The organism is Aquimarina sp. (genome assembly GCF_977115655.1).
On sequence record NZ_CDSBKO010000032.1, the window covers coordinates 46337 to 66452 of the forward strand.

Genomic DNA, 20116 nt, shown 5'->3' on the forward strand with positions numbered 1-20116 from the left:
TTGATTAGATCATTACTTTATCTACCACAAGATTTACCTCCAATTCTTGTTTATCCCATAAAGTATATTCAATAAATTTTGCTAGTTCTAAAATATTTTGTGATTTGAAAATCAATGTAAATTCAATATTTAGCCCAAATTCTTTATTGACTTTAGATCGCATACTAACAGCTTTTAGGCTGTGCCCTCCTAATTCGAAGAAATTATCCGTAATTCCTATTCTCTTTACCCCCAATACTTCTTCCCAAATTGAAGTTAATTTTGTTTCTATTTCATTATTAGGAGCAACATATTCTCTTTTGGCAGCACCTTCTCCATTTATTTCGATTAAAGCTTTTCTATCTAACTTACCATTAGGGGTAAGAGGAAACTCTTTTACATAAACATACCGGTTAGGAATCATATATTTTGGTAAGTATTCGAGTAAATATGCCCTTAATACATTAGTACTTTCGTGATCTTCTGATATAATATATGCTGTTAATTCTTTTTCTCCGGAAGCATCGGTTGTAATTCCTACAGCAGCATCTACAACATTTTCTTTTATTTTAAGAGTATGTTCTATTTCTCCTAATTCTATTCTGTGTCCTCTTAGTTTTATTTGGTTATCTATTCGACCTAAACATTCTAATTCTCCATTAGGAAGCCATCTGGCAACATCTCCTGTTCTGTATATTTTTTTTGATTCTCCTGTAGAATTAAATGGATTATCTATAAATTTTTCTGCCGTTAATGACTCTCGGTCTTTATACCCTATAGATACACCATCCCCTGCAATGCAAAGCTCTCCTGCCACTCCAACGGGGCATAATTGTTTGTTCTCATCTAATATATAAATCTGTGTATTTGCAATAGGTTTACCTATAGTTATGGTGTCTTTTTCTGTGATTTCTTTACTAGTAGACCATATAGTAGTTTCTGTTGGTCCGTACATATTAAAGATTGATTTTTTTCTGATATCCAATAATGTATTACTTACTGTTTTGGATAATGCTTCTCCTCCTACCAAAAGAGTGTCGATTTGTTGCAATGCTTCTTTTCCTTCTTCGTCTATTAAAAGTTCCTGAATAAAAGAAGGAGTGGTTTGAAAATTAGTTACTTTATTTTCTTTGATAAGCTTTGCAATCGGTTTTTGGTTCTGTAATCTATTCGATAAAAAATCATACTGTGCTTTATTTCTATCTACTAAAATATTTAATCTTTTTAGGTGCTCCAGATTAGTAATAACGGTATCTGTTTCTATTCCAAAATCTAAAAGACAAGCTATCTCGTTTACGCCAACATCGTTTAATTCTTTGATTCGGGAGAGGCAACTTTCTGGAGTTCCAAATAAGCCACTGGTTTTATAGAATCGCTGAAAGCCCATTTCTAATATCATATCCAGATCTTTATCTATATCCAGATTAGCATCTGAAGCTACCGTTCTCATAAGATTTATAGAGTGCTTCAAATAATTTTTGAAAGGTGCTTCTACGACTTTTTTGACATACGAAGTATCATTACTTACAAAAGTATGGAGCATAACCGCTACTTTTCCTGCATCTGGATCAAACCCATTTTCTTGAAGAGTTTCTCGGTAAGCGGTGATTTTATCTTTTAGATCTTCTATATTCTGCCCTAATAAATGTGTTAGAATATTCGCTCCTATAGTTCCTGCATACTTAAAAGTTTCTATACTTCTGGCAGCGGTAATCCATATTTTAAGGTCTTTTTGAACAGGTTTTGGGTGAATTTGAAATTCAAAATCTTGTCCTATTCCATTTTTTCTTATTAAGGAATCTCCTTTCCAAATGTTCTTAAGCGTGGTTATTTTATCTTTCATTATTTGGTGACGGTTCTCATAATCTTGTGGTGCTAAAACAAAATCATTAGGGTGCCATCCTGATGCGATAGATAATTCGACTCTACCATTAGACAGGTTATCTACCATAGACCATTCTTCTGCAACTCTAACAGGATCATGCAACGGTAATACCACACTACCCGAACGAATCGTAATGTTTTTTGTGGTAGCTGCTACTGCAGCAGCAGCGATAGAAGGATTAGGGAATTGATCACCAAAACTATGAAAATGCCTTTCGGGGACCCAAATAGATTTAAATTCATTTTTATCTGCATAATCTGCTCCTTTTAATAATAAATTGTATTTGTTTTCTGTTTTTATCTCGTCTTGTGCCGCAAAATAAAACAAACTGAAATCCATTTGTTTTTGAGGATTTAACACTACCGGGCGATCTGATTGTATAACTACTTTACTACCCCGGGTTAAAGTCCATATCATTTCTAATATAGAAATATCAAAACTCATACTGGTTACTGCCAGCCAAACCTCAACTTTTTCAGAAATTTCGAATTGATTATTTAAACCCAGAAAAAAGTTATATAGGTTTTGGTGAGAGATCCTTACTCCTTTTGGTTTTCCTGTAGTACCCGAGGTATAAATCATGTATGCAGAAAGACTTGAATCTACTTTTGGCAACGTAAAACCCTCTGTATTCCAAATAGTTTCTTCTTCAAAACATACTATATTTTTTGTATTCGGAATAAAGTTTTTAATTGCTTCTTTGGTTACGATTAAAGCTGCTTCGCTATCTTCAATAACATAATCTAAACGATCTATAGGATAGGATGGATCTAACGGAAGGTATGCTGCACCTGTTTTTAAAATACCGAGAATACCAATTATCATTTCATGTGATCTATCTACACATAATCCTACTACTTTATCTTTAGTAATTCCTTTAGAAATTAGATAATTTGCTAACTGATCTGATTTTTTATGCAAATCTGCGTAAGAAAGTTCTTTTTCTTCGAATATAAGTGCTGTAACTTTTGGAGTTTTTTGTACTTGTGTATTAAAACTATCCAACACGGTTACATCTTTAGAATAATCGACAGATGTATTATTAAAATCCAGAATTAATTCTTCCTTTTCTTTTGCCGACAAATACTCTATAGTAGCTATCGGTTGTGTTGGGTTTTTAATCCCTTCTGCTATAAAGCATTCCAGATGTATTAATAGTCTGGATATAAAATCCTCATCATAGATATCTGTATTATATTCTACAGCAACTTTTATCTGTTTTTCTTGCTCTGTAAAGGAAAATGTTATATCAAACTGACTTGTTTTTTTATTCTTATTCTCATAAGGCTGTACTTTGATATCCTCTAATGAAAACTCATTGGATGCTAATGTATCTTGCTGATTTTGCATGAGTACTAAAACATCGAATAATGCAGATCTGGAGGTGTCTCTTTTTATATCTAATTGTTCTACTAATTCATTAAAAGGGTAGTTTTGATATTTATAAAGATCAATTAGCGTTGTTTTTTGAATAGATAGTAAGTCCTTAAAACTTGCAGACATATCAAATTGGGTACGAATTGGTAATGTATTTAAATACAATCCTATTTGCCCAGCAAGATCTGGATGTTCTCTACCCGCAACTGCCGTACCTAAAACAAGATCTGTCTTATTGGTATATCTATAAAATACCCCATTTATTCCTGCAGTTAATGCCATAAAGATACTGGCATCTGCTTTTTTACTAAACTTGCTTAAAGTCTCTGTGAATTTTTCTGAAAAGCAATATTCAAAAGAATCTCCTGTATATGTTTTTATTTTAGGTCGTTTTTTAACTTCAGGAAGTTCTAAAACCGGTAACTCTCCTTGTAATTTATCTAACCAATACTCTCTAGAAGTTTCTAAACGTTTTTGTTGCTCTTCGCTTTCTAGCCAAACGGTATAATCTTTATACTGTATTGGTAGTTCTTCTAATTCTATTTCTTGCTTATTTAAAAGCGCATTGTATACTTGTATTACTTCTCTGGATAAAATCTCTAGAGACCAACCATCTCCTACTATGTGATGCAAATTAAATAAAAGCAGGTGTTTTTTCTCTTCAATCTTTATTGCTTCGATTTTTAAAAGAGGTGCTTTTTCGAGATCAAAAGAGCAAGATTGATGTTTTGAAATAATCTCTTCTCTTTCAGCAGGTTCCAGACTGCTTACGTCTTGATAGTTTATAGTAAAATCTACGTCTTCAAAAGGTATTATATATTGCCTTAATTCTCCATTTTCATTCTCTTTAAAATAAGTTCTAAGACTTTCATGCCTTTTAATTATGGTATGAAAAGCGGATAAAAATATTTCTTTTTCAAAAACACCTTCAAATTCTAATTCGTTAGAAATACTGTATGCTTCGTTTCCTCCTTCGAACTTACTTAGTACCCAAAAACGTACCTGAGACGGAGTTACCGGGTAACTATCGCTGTTTTGTGTTTTTGGTATTTTTGTTTGCGAAGAAAGCAGGTTTATTAAATATTCTTTATTGGATTTAATTTCTTCTAATAAATCCTGAGTCAATACTCCTTTTGGTGCATTAATTTTTAATTTTCCGTCTACAACCTTCAGGTTTACATTACAGGAAATCAGTTTATGAATCAATTGTTTTTTCACAGGAATAATTTTTAGATGTTAAGGTTCTAGAGGTATATATACCGCTACAAAATGTAGAATAGAATAGTAGTCTCTGGTAAAAACCAGAAGTAAAAAGTTGTACTAATACCATTTATCCTTTGAATTTACCGGAAAAGAAAATTCAAACAACAACAGGTATAAATGGATGATTTGTGGGTAAGAAGCGGCAGATTACAATACTACTTCTTCATTGTCCAGGCTTGTTATTTCTCTGTTTTGAAGTGTTGAAAAGTTTAATATCTCTGCAAATTCTTTTATGCTTAATGTATCGTATACATTTTCCAGAGATAGCATAGTCCCGAATTCTTTATTTACCAAATTAAGTAACATAACTACTTTAAGGCTGTTTCCGCCTAGTTCAAAAAAGTTATCTTTTACTCCAATCTCGTTGGTATTACAGTTCAGTATTTCTGCCCATATTTCTACCAGTTTCTCTTCAATTTTATTTTCTGGTGCAGCATATACGTCTGTTTTTATATCGGATAGAGTAAGTAATGGTAATTGTTTTCTGTCTATTTTTCCTGTTCTTGTTAAAGGAAAAGTCTCTATTGGTATATAAACGGTAGGAATCATATATTTTGGTAAACTATTCATTAATTCAGATTTTATATCGTTAGTTTCTATTGGTAACTCAGAATGGATATATGCTACCAAATATTTATTTTCATTGAGTTCTTGCAACAGCACAATTGCCTTATTTACAGATGTTATAGATTCTAATTTATTTTCAATTTCAGACAGTTCTATTCGTAATCCGTTTAGTTTTATTTGTGTGTCTTTTCTTTTTACAAACTCAATTTCTCCATTAGGCAGTAACTTGCCAATATCTCCTGATTTATAGACCCTTCCTTCGTTTTTAATTGGGTCTGTTACAAATACTTTTTCGGTTAATTCTTTTCTATTCAAATATCCAAGAGAAAGATAATCGCTTTTAAAAACTATTTCTCCTTCGCCATAAATACCTACTTTTTGATTATTCTCGTCTATAAGAAAAGCTTCTGTTTCAACTACCGGTTTTCCTAAAGGGATATTTGCTCTGGTTATTTGTGAATCGTGGGATAAGAATTTTTGTAATACTATAGTCGATTCGGTAGGTCCATAATCATTTACAAACAAGGTTCCCGCAGAAAAATATTTTTTAAACAGATCTAAGTCTGATTTATAACAAGCCTCACCCCCCATGTCTACAATCCTAACGGTATCTAAGATTTGGTTTTCTTCTAATGTATTCAAAAAATACCTGTAAATCGTTGGCACCATGTGTATTACAGATATATTATAATCAAACAACCAATTGTACAGATTATGCAATCCATTTTCTGTAATGTTATATATACATACAGTAGCACCATTTAGTAACGCTCCATAAATGTCTTTTACAGAAGCATCGAATGTATAGGTAGAAAATACGCTTAGGTTGTCTTCTTCTGCTATATGAATATTATTGGTATATACTCTTATAAAATGCAGTACATTTCTGTGATTTTGCAGTACTCCTTTAGGGTTTCCTGTAGATCCGGAGGTGTATAAAACATAGGACTCGCTTTTAGGATCTGTTTTTATACCTAAATTAGGAATCCCAGGAACAATTTCTTTTTCTAAAACTTGAATTATAGTAAGGTTTGACAGGCTTTCTTTAACTTCTCTTGCTGTTTTTATGGTACTATTATTACAAATAAGAGTACTACTTTTGGAGTCTTCTAATATAAACTGTATTCTATTATTAGGACTTCCGGCATCTATTGGCACATAAGAACAACCTGCTTTTAAGACTGCCAGCATGGCTATTACCGAATTTTCATCATGTTGTAGCAATAAAGCTACTCTTTGTGGAATGTTACTTGTAGCCAATACTATTTTATTAGCAAGGTGGTTTGCTTTTGTATTTAGCTCTTTATATGTTATCAATTTATCATTGCATGTTACCGCAATATGATCTGGATATTTTTCGACTTGCTTTTCAAACCTGTCTATAATGCTTTGTTCAATTTCAGAAGCTTCAAAGAAATTAAATTCGTTTACAGGTTTAGGATCTTCTTCTTGAAAAATAAATTCTTCAAAAACTTTAAACTCTCTAAGTTTTTTGTCGGTATCATCTACAGATTGCTCTATAATAGAAAGATATGTATCTATCCAATATTTTACAGTTTCTTTTTTAAACAGATCCCTATTATATACACATTTTATCTCGTATCCATTGATAAAACTTTTCAAGTAACATTCAAAATCAAATTTTGGAGAAGCCTCTAAAGTCCCTTCTTGATAGTCAAATATATCTATACAATCCTCTGATTTAGCATCAAAATCGAGCATATTTAAAAATATAGAACTTAAAGGGAATCTATTTTGATCTTTAGGTATATCCAGTTCTTCCAGTATTTGCTCAAAGGGATAATCTTGATAAGCCAAAGCCTCCATTATTGTTTTATTTACTTCTAAAAGAAAATTTTGAAATGTTGCTTTATCCTCTAATTGATCTCGTAACATCAAGGTATTTATAAAACACCCTACTATGTTTTTTAATTGATAATGATTTCGATTGGCTACGGGTATACCTATAACAATATCTTTTTCTGAGGTCAATCTGTTTACTAATATCTTTAAGGTAGCTACAAAAACAGAGAAAACACTTGTTTTACTTTTTGAGGATACTTTATCAATTTTCTTTTTTAATTTTTCATCTAAAAAGATCGTATAATATGCAGATGTTGTTTTTGAGTTTTTTACTTTATTTCCATAATCTGCTGGTAATTGCAGATATGGTATATCTCCTGATAATTTTTCTTTCCAATAGGATTCTTGCAAAAACATTTTGCTATACGTTAACTTTTCATTTTGCCAATAGGTATAGTCTTTATAATGTATTTCTAATACTGGAAGATCTGGTTCTAAATTTAAAAGTTTAGCTTGATAGATTTCCATCAATTCTTTGGATATAACATCCATAGACCAGCCATCACTTATAATATGGTGTACATTAAAAAATAATGTAAATGTATTGTCATTTTTTACCACCGCAATTTTAAACAACGGAGAAATATCTAAATCAAATTCGTGGGTAAATATTGCATTTTGTATTTCTGCTACATTATTTGTTTCAAAATAAGGAACATCAATAGCTTTGTAACTAAGTATTTTTTGTTTTGGTTTTCCATTATCTTCTACAAATATGGTTCTTAGAGCTTCGTGTCTTTGCAGAATTATATTAAATGCTGATTCAAAAACATTTACATCAAGATCCTTAGGCAAGAATAATTTACTATAGATATTAAACTCTTTTGATTTTCCTTGTATTTTATACAATAACCAAAATCGAATTTGTGATGGAGATAGGTCATAAAATTCTTGCTCTTCAACTTTCTCTATTTTATTCAGTTTTGTTGTTATCGTATCTGCCAGTAAATTAGCGTGGCTCTTTACTATGGTATTAGAATAGATTTGTTTTAGGTCTATTTCTTTTTCAAAAACTCTATAATATTCATTTATTAGTTTACTTAGCAATAAACTATGCCCCCCCAGTTCAAAAAAGTTATCTGTAACTCCAACTCCTTTTACTCCTAGAATACTCTGCCAGATATCGATTACTTTTTCTTCTGTTGTATTTGTGGGAGCTACATATTCAGTTTTTATAATATCGGCATCACATACTAATGGCAGTGCTTTTTTATCAACTTTGCCATTTGGGGTTAATGGTATCTTATCTAATTGTATGTAATAACTAGGTAACATATAATCTGGTAATTTTTCACTCAACAGGGAGCGTATTTTTTGTTTTTCCAGATCTTTGTTACTTACCAAATAAGATACTATCACGTTATTATTTTCTACCTCTTGTACTACAACCACACTTTGCTCTATATATTCACAAGAAGTTAGTGCATTTTCTATCTCTCCCAATTCTATACGATACCCTCTTACTTTTACTTGATCATCCTTTCTTCCTAAAAACTCTATATTTCCGTCGGGAAGCCATCTGGTTAAATCTCCAGTTTTGTACATAAGATCCCCATCGACAAAAGGATTAGGAATATACTTTTGTTGTGTTAAATCTGGCTTATTTAAGTATCCTTTGGTTACTCCTGCTCCAGAAATATATAATTCTCCTATTACTCCAACAGGCTGTAATTTCATAGTATCGGACAAAATATACATGGTCGTATTAGAAATAGGTCTGCCTATCGGCACAGAACGGTCATATTCTTTTTCTACTCTAAAACAGCTACTATAAGTAGTATCTTCAGATGGGCCATAAAGGTTTCTTAATTCAATTTCTAAGTCTTTAAAATGACTAGCAAGTACTAAAGGAAATGGTTCTCCTGCCAAATTAATTGCCACAGTATTATGAAAAGAAATTTTTTTATCTATAAGTGTTTGTATTACTGAAGGAACTGTATTAATTAAGACTTTTTTGTCTTTACCCAAGTAATCCCCTATGGATAATCCATTTTCTAGCAGTCTTATTTTTTTACCTATACTTAACGGATAAAACAGTTCATAAACAGATAAGTCAAAACAATGAGAAGTAACGGCATACAGATATTCAAAATCTGTATTTTTAAATTCTGTTTTTGCCCAATGTAGCATAGAAACTGCATTACTATGGGTTATCATTACTCCTTTTGGATTACCTGTAGATCCTGATGTATAGATTATATAAGCGACAGTATCAGGATTGATATTGGTTTTAGGTATTGAATGAGATAAAGAAGGTGTTTCTTTATATAGATTTAGTAAATAGTCATCTATTATAACTTTGCAATTACTATCTTCTTCTATGTATTTTATTCTTGCTTTAGGATAATTTGGATCTATTGGCACGTATGCGCATCCAGCTTTTAATACTGCAAGTAAAGAAATAACTAGCCAATCTGTTCGATCTAACTTTATTCCTACCAGATCTTCTGATTCTAAATCAAAATTAGCAAGTAAATAATTCGCCAGATCGCTAGATAAATTATCCAGCTCTCTATACGTTACTTGTTTATCTTCAAAAATAAGAGCTATTGATTCTGGTGTTCTTTCTGTCTGTTCTACAAATAAGTCAACTATTGTTTTATTTTCTGGATATGTTGTTGTGGTAGTATTAAATTCTTCTAAAATACATTTTCTCTCTTTATTGGTAAGTAAATCTATTTCTACTAAAGGAATAGATGGATACTCTATTATTTGATCAAATATATTTTCTAGATGTGTAAAAATTCCTTTAACAAATTCTTCTTCATAAATATCTGTATTATAAGAAATATCTAAAGAAAGTCCTTCTTTTTCTATAAATGTAAAGGATAAATCAAATTGAGAAGATTCTCTTTCTAACTTATAATCCTTTATAGCCATGTCTGAATTTAATGTTTTGCTCTGAAAACCAGATAATTGTTGTTGGTTTTGAAACACAACCATAACATCAAACAAAGGCGATCTAGAAACATCTCTTTTCAGCTTCAATTGCTCTACAAGTATATCAAAAGGGAAATTTTGATGTGTATAGGCATCTAATAATTGCTGCTTTTCTTTTTGAAGTACCTCTATAAAATTATCCTTATTATCTAACTGCGTTCGTATTGCTAATGTATTAAGATATAATCCTATTTGAGACTCCAGGTCTGAGTGTTCTCTTCCTGCTATAGGAGTACCTATAATAATATCTGTTTGGTTGGTGTATCTGTAAAGCAAAGTCTTGATCGCTGACATTAATGTCATAAATAAAGTTACTTGCTGTTGTTGCGAAAATGCTTTTAATTGCGATAAAACTTTTATTGGAAATTCATAATTTAATTCTTTACCTGTATAGGTTTTTATTAATGGTCTGTTTTTAAAGCTTGGTAGTTCCAATACTGGCAATTCTCCTTGAAAAGTATTCAACCAATACTCTCTGGATAGTTTTTGTGAATCTTCGAGATTAGCTTTTGTTAACCATGCAGCATAATCTTTAAATTGTATTTGTAGGTCTGGTAAGGATATAGTATTGTTTTTCTTTAACTGAATATAACTTTCTATAATCTCTGATGTTAAAACCTCTAATGACCATCCATCGCTTATAATATGATGCATTGCTAAAAAGAAAATATATTTATTTTCTTCTACTTTTAAAAGTGCTGCCCTAAACAAAGGAGCATTAGATAAATTAAAGCCTTTGTTTTGCTGTTCCTTTATATAGTTTTCTGCAGATTGATCTGGAAACTGAGATTTTGAAAAGTCTTCAAAACAAAGGTTGAAATCGATATCTAATTTTGAAATTATATATTGATGCAGAACTCCTTGCTCGTTGTTTTTAAAATATGTTCGTAATATCTCATGCCTTTCAATCACATATCCAAAAGCTTTTATAAAGTCATCCTTTATAACGTTTCCATTTATTTCTACAGCTCCTGTAATTTGATAGGCTTGATTATCTTCTAATTGGCTTAAAAGCCATAATCGTTGTTGAGAAGGAGTCGTTACATAACAATCTGATTTGGTTACACGATCTATAGCAAAAAATTCCTGGTCTTTTAAAACATCTCTTAAGCTTTCTACAGTAGGATTGGTATAGAAAGTTTTTAATGGTACACTTTTGTTTAGTTGTTTATGAATTCTATTAATTATTTGAGAAATCATTAAACTATGCCCTCCTAGTTCAAAAAAATGATCTTTTACACCTACATTTTTAACCCCTATTACCTCTTCCCAAATTGTAATCAAGGTTTGTTCTGTTTGATCTCTGGGCGCTACATACTCTTTTCTGGTAATATCTCCTTCGGTAATTTCTGGTAAAGCTTTTTTGTTTATTTTTCCATTAGGGGTTAGTGGAACTGATCCTATAACAACAAAATGGTTAGGAACCATATAAGAAGGCAACTGTTCTTGTAGATACACCCTCAATTTAGATTTCTCTATAGAATCATTTTCAACATAATAGCATACCAGTACTTCTTCATTTTTAACTGTTTTGACTACTACTATAGCTTGTTTTATGTCTTTAGAAAATTTTGATATTGCATTCTCTATTTCGCCTAATTCTATACGATACCCTCTTAATTTTACTTGATGATCTTTTCTTCCTAAAAACTCTATATTACCATCTGGCATCCATCTTGCTAAATCCCCGGTATCATACATTTGTGTTCCTTTAACAAAAGGATTGGATATAAATTTTTCTGTAGTTAAGTCTAACCGATTTAAATACCCTTTAGCTACTCCTTCTCCAGATAGATAAAGCTTGCCTATAACTCCAATTGGCACAAGTTCTAAATTATCATTCAATATATATGCTTGTGTATTAGCAATTGCTTTACCTACAGGTACTATAGTGTAAAAGTTGTTTTTTAATTTATAACATGTACTATACGTAGTATCTTCTGATGGGCCATAAAGATTACGCACTTCGATTGCTGTATTTGTAAATTTATTAGCTATATCTACCGGAAAAGGCTCACCAGCTAAATTTAAAACAGTAACATTACTAAGATCTCCATCATCGTCCAGTATTTTCTTGATTGTAGAAGGAACCGTGTTTAATAAAACCTTTTTATTTTTATCTTTATCTAAATAAGATATAATATCCAAACCATTATTAAGAATTCTTATAGTTTTTCCTACAGATAGTGTGTAGAACATTTCAAAAACAGATAAATCAAAACAGTGTGAGGTAGCAGCATATACAACCTCAAATACAGAAGCATCAAATTCTACCTGCGCCCAAGCAAGTAATGCTACAGCGTTACTATGAGTTATCATTACTCCTTTTGGATTACCTGTAGTACCCGAAGTATAAATAATATATGCCAGATCATCTGGTTTATTACATATTTCAAGGTTCTTTTCTGAAAAATTTTCTTGCTCTTTCTTAAAATCCAGTAATAGTTCTTTATCTATAACTAATCTACAGTTACTATCTTTCTCTATATACGCAATTCGATCTTTTGGATAATTAATATCTATAGGAACGTATGTAGCACCAGTTTTTAAAACTGCCAGAACAGAAATGATTAAATCTTCGTTTCGTTCTAATTTTATCCCTATAAAATCATTACGAACTATGTTATGGTTATTTAATATATAATTCGCTAATCTATTTGCTTGCTCGTTTAATGATCGATAATTTATTGTTGTTTCTTTATATAAAAGTGCTGCATGATCCGGAGTTTTTACTACCTGGTCTTCAAATGCACTAATTATAGTTTGATTTCTATCAAAAATTACCTGATTGTTATTAAATGTATGTAGTAAAATCTCTCGTTCCTTTTCTGAAACTATGGATATATCTTGTACGGCTTGTGTTATATATATTTCTAAGTTTAATAACCAAGTGGTAAAGTTTTCTAAAAAATGAACTGCAATTTCTTCTTTTACAAAATTGTTGCAAAAAGATAGTGAAATTTCAAAATCTTCGTTTTCAAGTTTGTTTATTCGTAATTGAAATGGAAGTCGAAAAGATTCATTTTCGCTTTTATTAAATGCTATCGCAAAGGAAGAATATTCATCAAAAGAACTCTTTTTTATCGAGTTACTGTTATAGTTACTATATTTATAAACCTCCTGTACTTCTTCTTTTATTTCCTGAATATATGTCTTTAAAGTTTTATTCTCTACAGCCCCAATCGCAAATAACAATAATGCTTCTGTTTGCTGATCTATCCCTTTAGAAAAAATAAGCTCACAATCTTCGAAATATTTTTGTAAAAGTGCAGCAAAAACAGAAAGTAAAACCGTAAACTCTACAATTTCGTTTCCTGATGTTATTCTATGAAAATAAGCTACATCTTCTTTTTTCAGGATCTTTTTTCCAGTAGAATTTATAAGGACACCTGTATAATCAATATTATCTCTATCTCCTATTTTACTTCTCCAGTAATTTGATGTTATTTTTTGTACTATAGTATCCATACTTTTTACACTTTTGTTAAGCAACTTTTGATATTTCTTTAAGATAGTAACCAGGTATAGTAGCCTTTATGTTTTGTTGTAAAGATTTTACCCGAACAATGATTTTATTAACATTATTTATATTAAGAATTTCGCATTCTAAACCATTTAAAGCTCCGTATTGGATTTTTTTAATATCTCCAACTTTACAGTTGTTATTATCTATCTCTATGTCAGTCACATCCTTTTCTCCAACTATAAATTTAATCTGATCAATTTCTTGTTGCTTAACTGTAGCATATTCACTACCAAATCTAATATATGCACAAGCACCATCTACTGATAATGCTTTGTGTAAATCTAATGAGGATTTGATATTGACAAATACATAGGATGAAAACAACGGAACCTCAATCGTTTTTTTTCTATCACTCCAGCTTCTAATTTTTTTAATCATAGGTAAAAAAGATTCCACCTCGTTTTCTTTTAAAAGTTTGTCAACTTTTATTTCATGTCGTGATTTAACATATAATACATGCCATCCTATTTTGGAGAGTTTGCCCATGATAAATAGTATTTATTAAGACGATTAGTAATGAAAAAACTTATTATGATTGTGTGTGTGTTTACTAATGAAAAGCTGAAGGGTTTAAAAAAAAGCCATAGCTTCGCTTCCCTGACTCACATAAAGTATATTCCTTAAAAAAAAATTATACTCGGCAAAATCCAGTTCTGTTTATTTGGTATTATAAAACATACCAGTAAAACAATTATCTAACATGGGGATATTTCCCTTTTTTTATTCTAAAACCTATATATCTCAAATACGAATAAAAAAACTAAATAACTTAAATAACAAAAACTATCCATTAGTTTATATTATCGATTACAAACATAACTCAAAACAAAAGCTATAAGCAAGTCAACATAGTCTGTATTCGGGAATAAAGACCCTGTATTCACGGAATCAAGAGTAAAAATAAAAAATATAATTGATTGATTACAAGAAACTTATGTTAACAAAAAATAACTAAAAACAAGAATTACCTTATCCCATTATCAAAGAGGTAGAGTTACAAAAAAACCTTAATTTAATCCTGTTTATCATAGAGTTTGGCAGATGAATTTATTAAGAAAATCTTCTTTTTTAAGAGGATTTAAGAAAAGAGCATAAAGCATTTTTTTACTTCAAAACAGCAAAAATATTACTTCAATTTCAGAACAAATACTATATAATTTGTTATATTTATCCATCTCAATAAGTGAATATCTTAAAACCTAACAACACATTGCCTTGAAGCTCAATAGCACTTATCTTTTTTTGAATCCATTTTATTTAAGAATAGCTATTCTTCTATCATTGCATTTTTACTACCCTTTTATGCAAAAAAGCAGAACATCAGTTATAACGCTTAAAAAGTTTTGGCAACATACTATTTTTTTCATATTTCTTTCGGAAATTTTTTTTATACAGATAAGGGGATTATACCTGATACGGGATAAAAAAAAACAGTCTAATTCTAACTGAATTTTATCTATTAGAGCATGAAAAACTTTATCATTAAAATTTCTGTATTTTTTATTCTATTTATCTCTGGTTCGTTTTATCCACAGGATATAAATCTGGCAGAAACAGGTGTCCTTTCTCAAAAATCCTATACAGAACTATCAGAAGCATACAATCTACAAATAAATGATTCTGTCGAGTCTATAAACTATGCTAATGCTTATCTTGAAAAAGCTAAAAATGACAATGATGTTATTAAACAAGCTGATGGATATTACATGATTGCTGAAATTTCAGAAAAATCAAAAGCATTATTATATGCAGATAGTATTATAAGATTAACAATAGATAAGGAAAATATAAAATATCCTGCAGAGGCCCATATTTTTAAAGCACGGCTGTTAGGAGCCCAAGGACGTTACAGAAAATCAATGGAAGAATTAGTAATTGCTAATTCTCATGCTAATAAAAATGGAAACATCGATCAACAGTATAGAATTAAATATTTTATAGGGTTGTTAAAAAACAATTTAGGCGAGTACAAAGAAACTTTGGATATCTTTAAATCTATCGAAAAATATTATAAAAATAAATTCGAAGATGATAATCATAAAAACAGATACAACTATATTAAATCAATATATGCTTTGGGCAACGCATATAATGATAATAAAAATTATGATTCTGCTTATTACCAAAATAGACGAGGTATTGGTTTATCCTTAAAATCAGAAGACAGCATCCTATATCCAAACTTTTTGTTATCCTCTGGAGTAACTCATTATTATACAAAACAATATCAATCAGCTATCGATAGTATTATTAAATTTAAAAATATCTATGGAAATGATAATAATATAAGTAAAATATATTTTACTACCAGTGATCTATATTTAGGTAAGATATATTCTGAGCAAAATAAAATAGATAAATCTATCGATTATCTTAAAAAAGTGGATTCTGCCACTTTTGCCCAAAAAAATTTCTTCCCCAATCTAAGATCTGCTTACGAAATATTAATCAAATCTTATAAACAAAAGGGAGATATAGAAAAACAGTTATATTATATAGACAGGCTTCTTAAATTTGATAGCATTTCTGGTAAAGAATTCAAGCATTTATATAAAAAAATCAATGAAGAATACTCTACCCCCAACCTAATTCATAAAAAACAAGAAATCATAGATTCTCTAAAAAAGAATAACAAAAGTAAAATTGTTGTACTCATTATATTATCTTCTGTATCCCTTGTTCTTATTTTGATATTAGTATGGAATAATCGAAAAAAGAGAACCTACAAAAAGAGGTTTTTAGACTTACTTCATCAAAGCAGTAATGCTATTCCAAAAGAAATTAACCCTCCATTAACTATAGATAAAAAGGAGCTAAAAGAAGACAAAAAAGATATTATAGACATTGGCATATCTGATATTATTGTTTCTGATATTTTAAAAAACCTAGAGGAGTTTGAAGAAAATCAAGGTTTCTTAAATTCCAATATCACTATAAATGAACTTTCTAAAGAATTTAAGACAAACTCCAAGTATTTATCCAAAGTTATAAATGCTCATAAAAACAAAGGTTTTAGTAGTTATATAAATGACTTAAGAGTAGATTTTGTTATCAAAAAGCTAAAATCAAACTCAAAGTTTCGAAAATACACTATCAAAGCCATCGCAAACGAAATTGGTTTTAATACTACAGAAGCTTTTTCTAAATCCTTCTACAAAAGCACAGGCATTTATCCGTCTTTTTTCTTAAAACAACTAGAAAAGGAATTGAAAGATCATGAAATCTAAAAAACTTACAAACATCTGATTTACAATCAAATAAAGTACCTTATTCCTGAAAACAGACAACTGGATTCCTGAAAACAGACCATCATACCCTAAAATGTACTGCCAACCCGATAATTAATGAATAGTTTAGCATCAACAAAATCATTAATCATTAATCTAAATTCTTCTAGCAATGAAAAATTCAAGCACTCAAAACAAATTAGGTAAATTAAACTTAGAAAAACTTCAAATAACAAAACTTAAATATACAAATCATATTGTTGGAGGTAATGCTAATAATAACGAAGATGGTTTGTCTTTACCTACCTGGACAAAGCCAGATTCGCAAATTACTATAGTTTAATCTTTGAGGAGATTCTCCTTATATATATTTAAAAAACTTTGAATCAAATTAATAATAATTTTAGTGAAGCTTTTTAAAAAGCTTCACTAAAATTGACTATTCCTATTATGAATTGGAAATTATTAGCCATGATATTATGTTTCATTTTATCTGGATGCCACGACAAAACAAATCACCTGCCTTCAAAAGTTGTCATCGAAAAAAGTCATGGTATAATAATTAAAGACCCATATAGATACGCAGAAGATACCAATTCATCTATAATTAAAAATTGGATAGCTGATCAAAATGAAACATCAAAAAAACTATTCAGCAGGATCAAAAAGCGCCAATATTTAATAGATCTACAAATGGATCATGATAAGAAAAAAGCATTCGTTATTTCAAGGCTTAAAGTCACTGAAAATGGGAGGCATTTTTATCTGAAAAGATTACCCGAGGAAAATATTCCAAAATTATATTACAGAAACTCTTTTTCAAGTCAAGAAGAACTCTTGTACGACACAAAACAGTTTAAACCCAAAACACAACATGAATATATAATAAACTACCTACAACCTAACTGGGATGGGACTAAAATTGTAATTAGTTTAACTTATAACGGAAAAGAAATATCTGAATTAATAATTCTGGATGTTTTATCCAAAAAAACACATCCGGAGATTTTGACCAATGCCTGGCCCTCCAGCTCTGAAGGAATAAAATGGCTGCCCAATAACTCAGAATTTATTTATTCTTATTATCCTGTAATCGACCCAAAATCAAAAAAATTCTTAAAAAACACCAAAGCCGTACTTCACGATATAAATAAACCTTCTGTAAATTTTACCGAAATTTTATCAAAAGAACATAATCCAAATCTTGATATTAAAGAAGAAGATTTCCCTGTAGTTTCCATAGAAAATTCTAAAAGCAAGTATCTTATAGGAAAAATAACTGGCGGTGGCGGTCTAAGCTACAGTAACTCTTATTATCTTCATCTTAATAATATTACTACAAAAAAATGGATGCCATTATTCAAAAAATCAAATCAAATCAAGGATTTTATAATTAAAGAAGATTCTATTATTTATAAAACCAGTAAAGAAGCCCCTAATTTTAAAATCTGCATCACTTCTATTAAAAACCCAAACTTTCAAAACCCTAGAGTGTTAGTTAAAGAACACAAAAACAAGGTGATTACAGACTTTGAAATAACAAACGAGGCTTTATATTTTGTAACAAATACAAATGGTGTAAAAGCAGAATTATATAAATACACAAACAATACTACAGAAAAAATTAAATTAGGAACAACGTATGGGAGTCTTATCCTAAACACCAAGAGCTCTAATCATTCTGAGTTGTGGATTACCGCTCAAGGGTGGACCACAAATAATAAAAGGTATGAATATAAAAACGGCCTAATTAAAGATAAGTGCCTAAACAATCTTTTAGAGAATGAAATTTCTAGCGATATTGTTGTTGAAGAAATTGAAATAGATGGGCATGATGGTGAAAAAATACCACTTTCTCTTATATATAATAAAAACATACAAAAGAACAGTCAAAATATAGTTATGATGGATAGCTATGGCTCTTTTGGTATATCCATGCGACCGTCTTTTTCTTTAAGGCGTTTATTATGGGTCATAGAAGGAGGAATTTATGCAATCGCACATGTTAGGGGAGGAGGAGAAAAAGGAGATACCTGGCATAAAGGGGGATATAAATCTACAAAACCTAATACCTGGAAAGATTTTATTTCTTGTGCTGAATTTTTGATTGAAAACAACTATACGTCTTCAAAAAAAATAGCTATTTGGAGTGGTAGTGCAGGTGGTATACTTATTGGCCGGGCAATAACAGACAGACCTGATCTATTTACCGTAGCAGTAGTAGAATTTGGATCCTTAAACATACTTAGATCAATAGTTCATGCCAATGGCGATAATATCGCCAAAGAATTTGGATCTGTCAAAGATTCTACAGAATTTAAGTACTTATTAGAAATGGATGCTTATCTGCATATTAAAGATAACCAAAAATACCCTGCAACTTTACTGACTGCCGGATTAAATGATCCTAGAGTACCTGTTTGGAATACGATTAAATTTGGAGCCAGATTACAAAAAGTTAATACATCCAACAAACCTAATTTTTTATTAATAGATTCAGAATCCGGACATGCCAAAGACGATCCTAAATTAAAAGAGTTTGAACGATATGCTAATATATTGTCTTTTGCTCTCTGGCAAACAGGACATCCCGATTATCAGCCTGAATAAATCTTGATAGTCTACTACAAAATGTAAGAATCAAAAAAGCTTTCTCAGTAAAGAAACAAAATATCAATACAAAGTAAATACAAATTTATCTTATGGATTTTTAAAGGATAGAGTTGCCTATCTATTTTTTTTCTAAAATTGATATACAGGACCTCATTATAGAATTGAAAACCTTGTTTAAAAAAACGAGTCCCAATTCGACCAAATAGTTATCATAATTTAATTTTGCTAGCCTTAAATGGATTCAAAAAGATATGACTTTTACCTCCTTTAAGTCCATAATTAATGTGGGGTGTAAAAATTGAAGTTCCTTTACGTGTATTAAAACTATGCCTTTCCTAACTAAACATGTAATTTGTTTCTTATACCTATTGAAAACATAACATTTCCTGTTTTTGCTTTCCGAACCCCTTGCTTAACAATTTGATAAGTTGCCTTTAAGTGTTTTGAAAACCTACCTAAAGTCATTGCTCCTTTAACGCCTCCTACGATTGCTGTAGGACCTAAAGGTAGAATATACATCATAGCTTCTCCTGCTTCACTTTGTGCATCTTGTATACTCCCCCGTAAAGCGCTTAGTTATGGAGCATAGTGATTATCGTAATACCATTTGTCATAGTCTTCATAATCATAATCCGTACCATGTTTTGCGTTATATTCTTCAATAGATACCGAGAAAGAAGTTTCATAATGACCAACATCCATTGCACCTATCCAGTCTGGCATTTCTCCATATCCATCCGTACCATAAGCAACTAAATCTTCTGTCATCATGGTTACGGTTCTTTTTTTCTTAGGATCTGTAGCAGAAGCAGAAAGCCCAAATTGCGCTAGTGCTCCATTTAACATAGAAATACCTGACAATCCTCTATTTCTATT

At 30.4% G+C, this 20116-nt stretch carries 8 protein-coding genes; 3 read left to right on the forward strand and 5 right to left on the reverse strand.

The window, feature by feature from the left end:
* Nucleotides 1–4: 4 nt before the first annotated feature.
* The 3 genes from ACZIYX_RS13980 to ACZIYX_RS13990 form a co-directional block, all read right to left on the reverse strand.
* On the reverse strand, nucleotides 5–4459 hold the full coding sequence (locus ACZIYX_RS13980; RefSeq protein WP_462682868.1) for a MupA/Atu3671 family FMN-dependent luciferase-like monooxygenase: 4455 nt from the start codon (nucleotides 4457–4459) through the stop codon (nucleotides 5–7).
* Between the two features lie 192 nt (nucleotides 4460–4651).
* Nucleotides 4652–13342 carry a non-ribosomal peptide synthetase gene (locus tag ACZIYX_RS13985; protein WP_462682869.1) on the reverse strand — a complete coding sequence of 2897 codons (8691 nt, stop codon included), beginning with the start codon at nucleotides 13340–13342 and terminating at the stop codon, nucleotides 4652–4654.
* A 16-nt stretch (nucleotides 13343–13358) separates the two neighbouring features.
* Entirely contained in the window at nucleotides 13359–13886 is a 528-nt protein-coding gene (locus ACZIYX_RS13990; RefSeq protein ID WP_462682870.1) for a UpxY family transcription antiterminator, read from the reverse strand.
* A gap of 980 nt (nucleotides 13887–14866) precedes the next feature.
* On the opposite strand from ACZIYX_RS13990, the gene ACZIYX_RS13995 reads away from it, so the two are divergent.
* From ACZIYX_RS13995 to ACZIYX_RS14005, 3 genes are all read left to right on the forward strand, one after another.
* The gene (locus ACZIYX_RS13995) at nucleotides 14867–16627 is read left to right on the forward strand and encodes a helix-turn-helix domain-containing protein (RefSeq protein ID WP_462682871.1); all 1761 of its coding nucleotides are present in this window, start codon (nucleotides 14867–14869) and stop codon (nucleotides 16625–16627) included.
* A 172-nt stretch (nucleotides 16628–16799) separates the two neighbouring features.
* Nucleotides 16800–16970 carry a hypothetical protein gene (locus ACZIYX_RS14000; protein ID WP_462682872.1) on the forward strand — a complete coding sequence of 57 codons (171 nt, stop codon included), beginning with the start codon at nucleotides 16800–16802 and terminating at the stop codon, nucleotides 16968–16970.
* Between the two features lie 107 nt (nucleotides 16971–17077).
* On the forward strand, nucleotides 17078–19237 hold the full coding sequence (locus ACZIYX_RS14005; protein WP_462682873.1) for a prolyl oligopeptidase family serine peptidase: 2160 nt from the start codon (nucleotides 17078–17080) through the stop codon (nucleotides 19235–19237).
* A 342-nt stretch (nucleotides 19238–19579) separates the two neighbouring features.
* Here ACZIYX_RS14005 and ACZIYX_RS14010 read toward each other — a convergent pair whose 3' ends face one another.
* A complete protein-coding gene (locus ACZIYX_RS14010; protein ID WP_462682874.1) occupies nucleotides 19580–19762 on the reverse strand; it encodes a hypothetical protein in 183 nt (60 codons plus the stop codon).
* A gap of 54 nt (nucleotides 19763–19816) precedes the next feature.
* Nucleotides 19817–20116: hypothetical protein (locus tag ACZIYX_RS14015; protein ID WP_462682875.1), on the reverse strand; the 300-nt coding region annotated here is incomplete at its 5' end.

Excerpts from the sequence above, each read along its gene's own strand:
- ACZIYX_RS13985 (WP_462682869.1), bottom strand. The coding sequence starts at position 13,342 with ATGGATACTATAGTACAAAAAATAACATCAAATTACTGGAGAAGTAAA.
- ACZIYX_RS13990 (WP_462682870.1), bottom strand. The coding sequence starts at position 13,886 with ATGGGCAAACTCTCCAAAATAGGATGGCATGTATTATATGTTAAATCA.
- ACZIYX_RS13995 (WP_462682871.1), top strand. The coding sequence starts at position 14,867 with ATGAAAAACTTTATCATTAAAATTTCTGTATTTTTTATTCTATTTATC.
- ACZIYX_RS14000 (WP_462682872.1), top strand. The coding sequence starts at position 16,800 with ATGAAAAATTCAAGCACTCAAAACAAATTAGGTAAATTAAACTTAGAA.
- ACZIYX_RS14005 (WP_462682873.1), top strand. The coding sequence starts at position 17,078 with ATGAATTGGAAATTATTAGCCATGATATTATGTTTCATTTTATCTGGA.
- ACZIYX_RS14010 (WP_462682874.1), bottom strand. The coding sequence starts at position 19,762 with ATGATGTATATTCTACCTTTAGGTCCTACAGCAATCGTAGGAGGCGTT.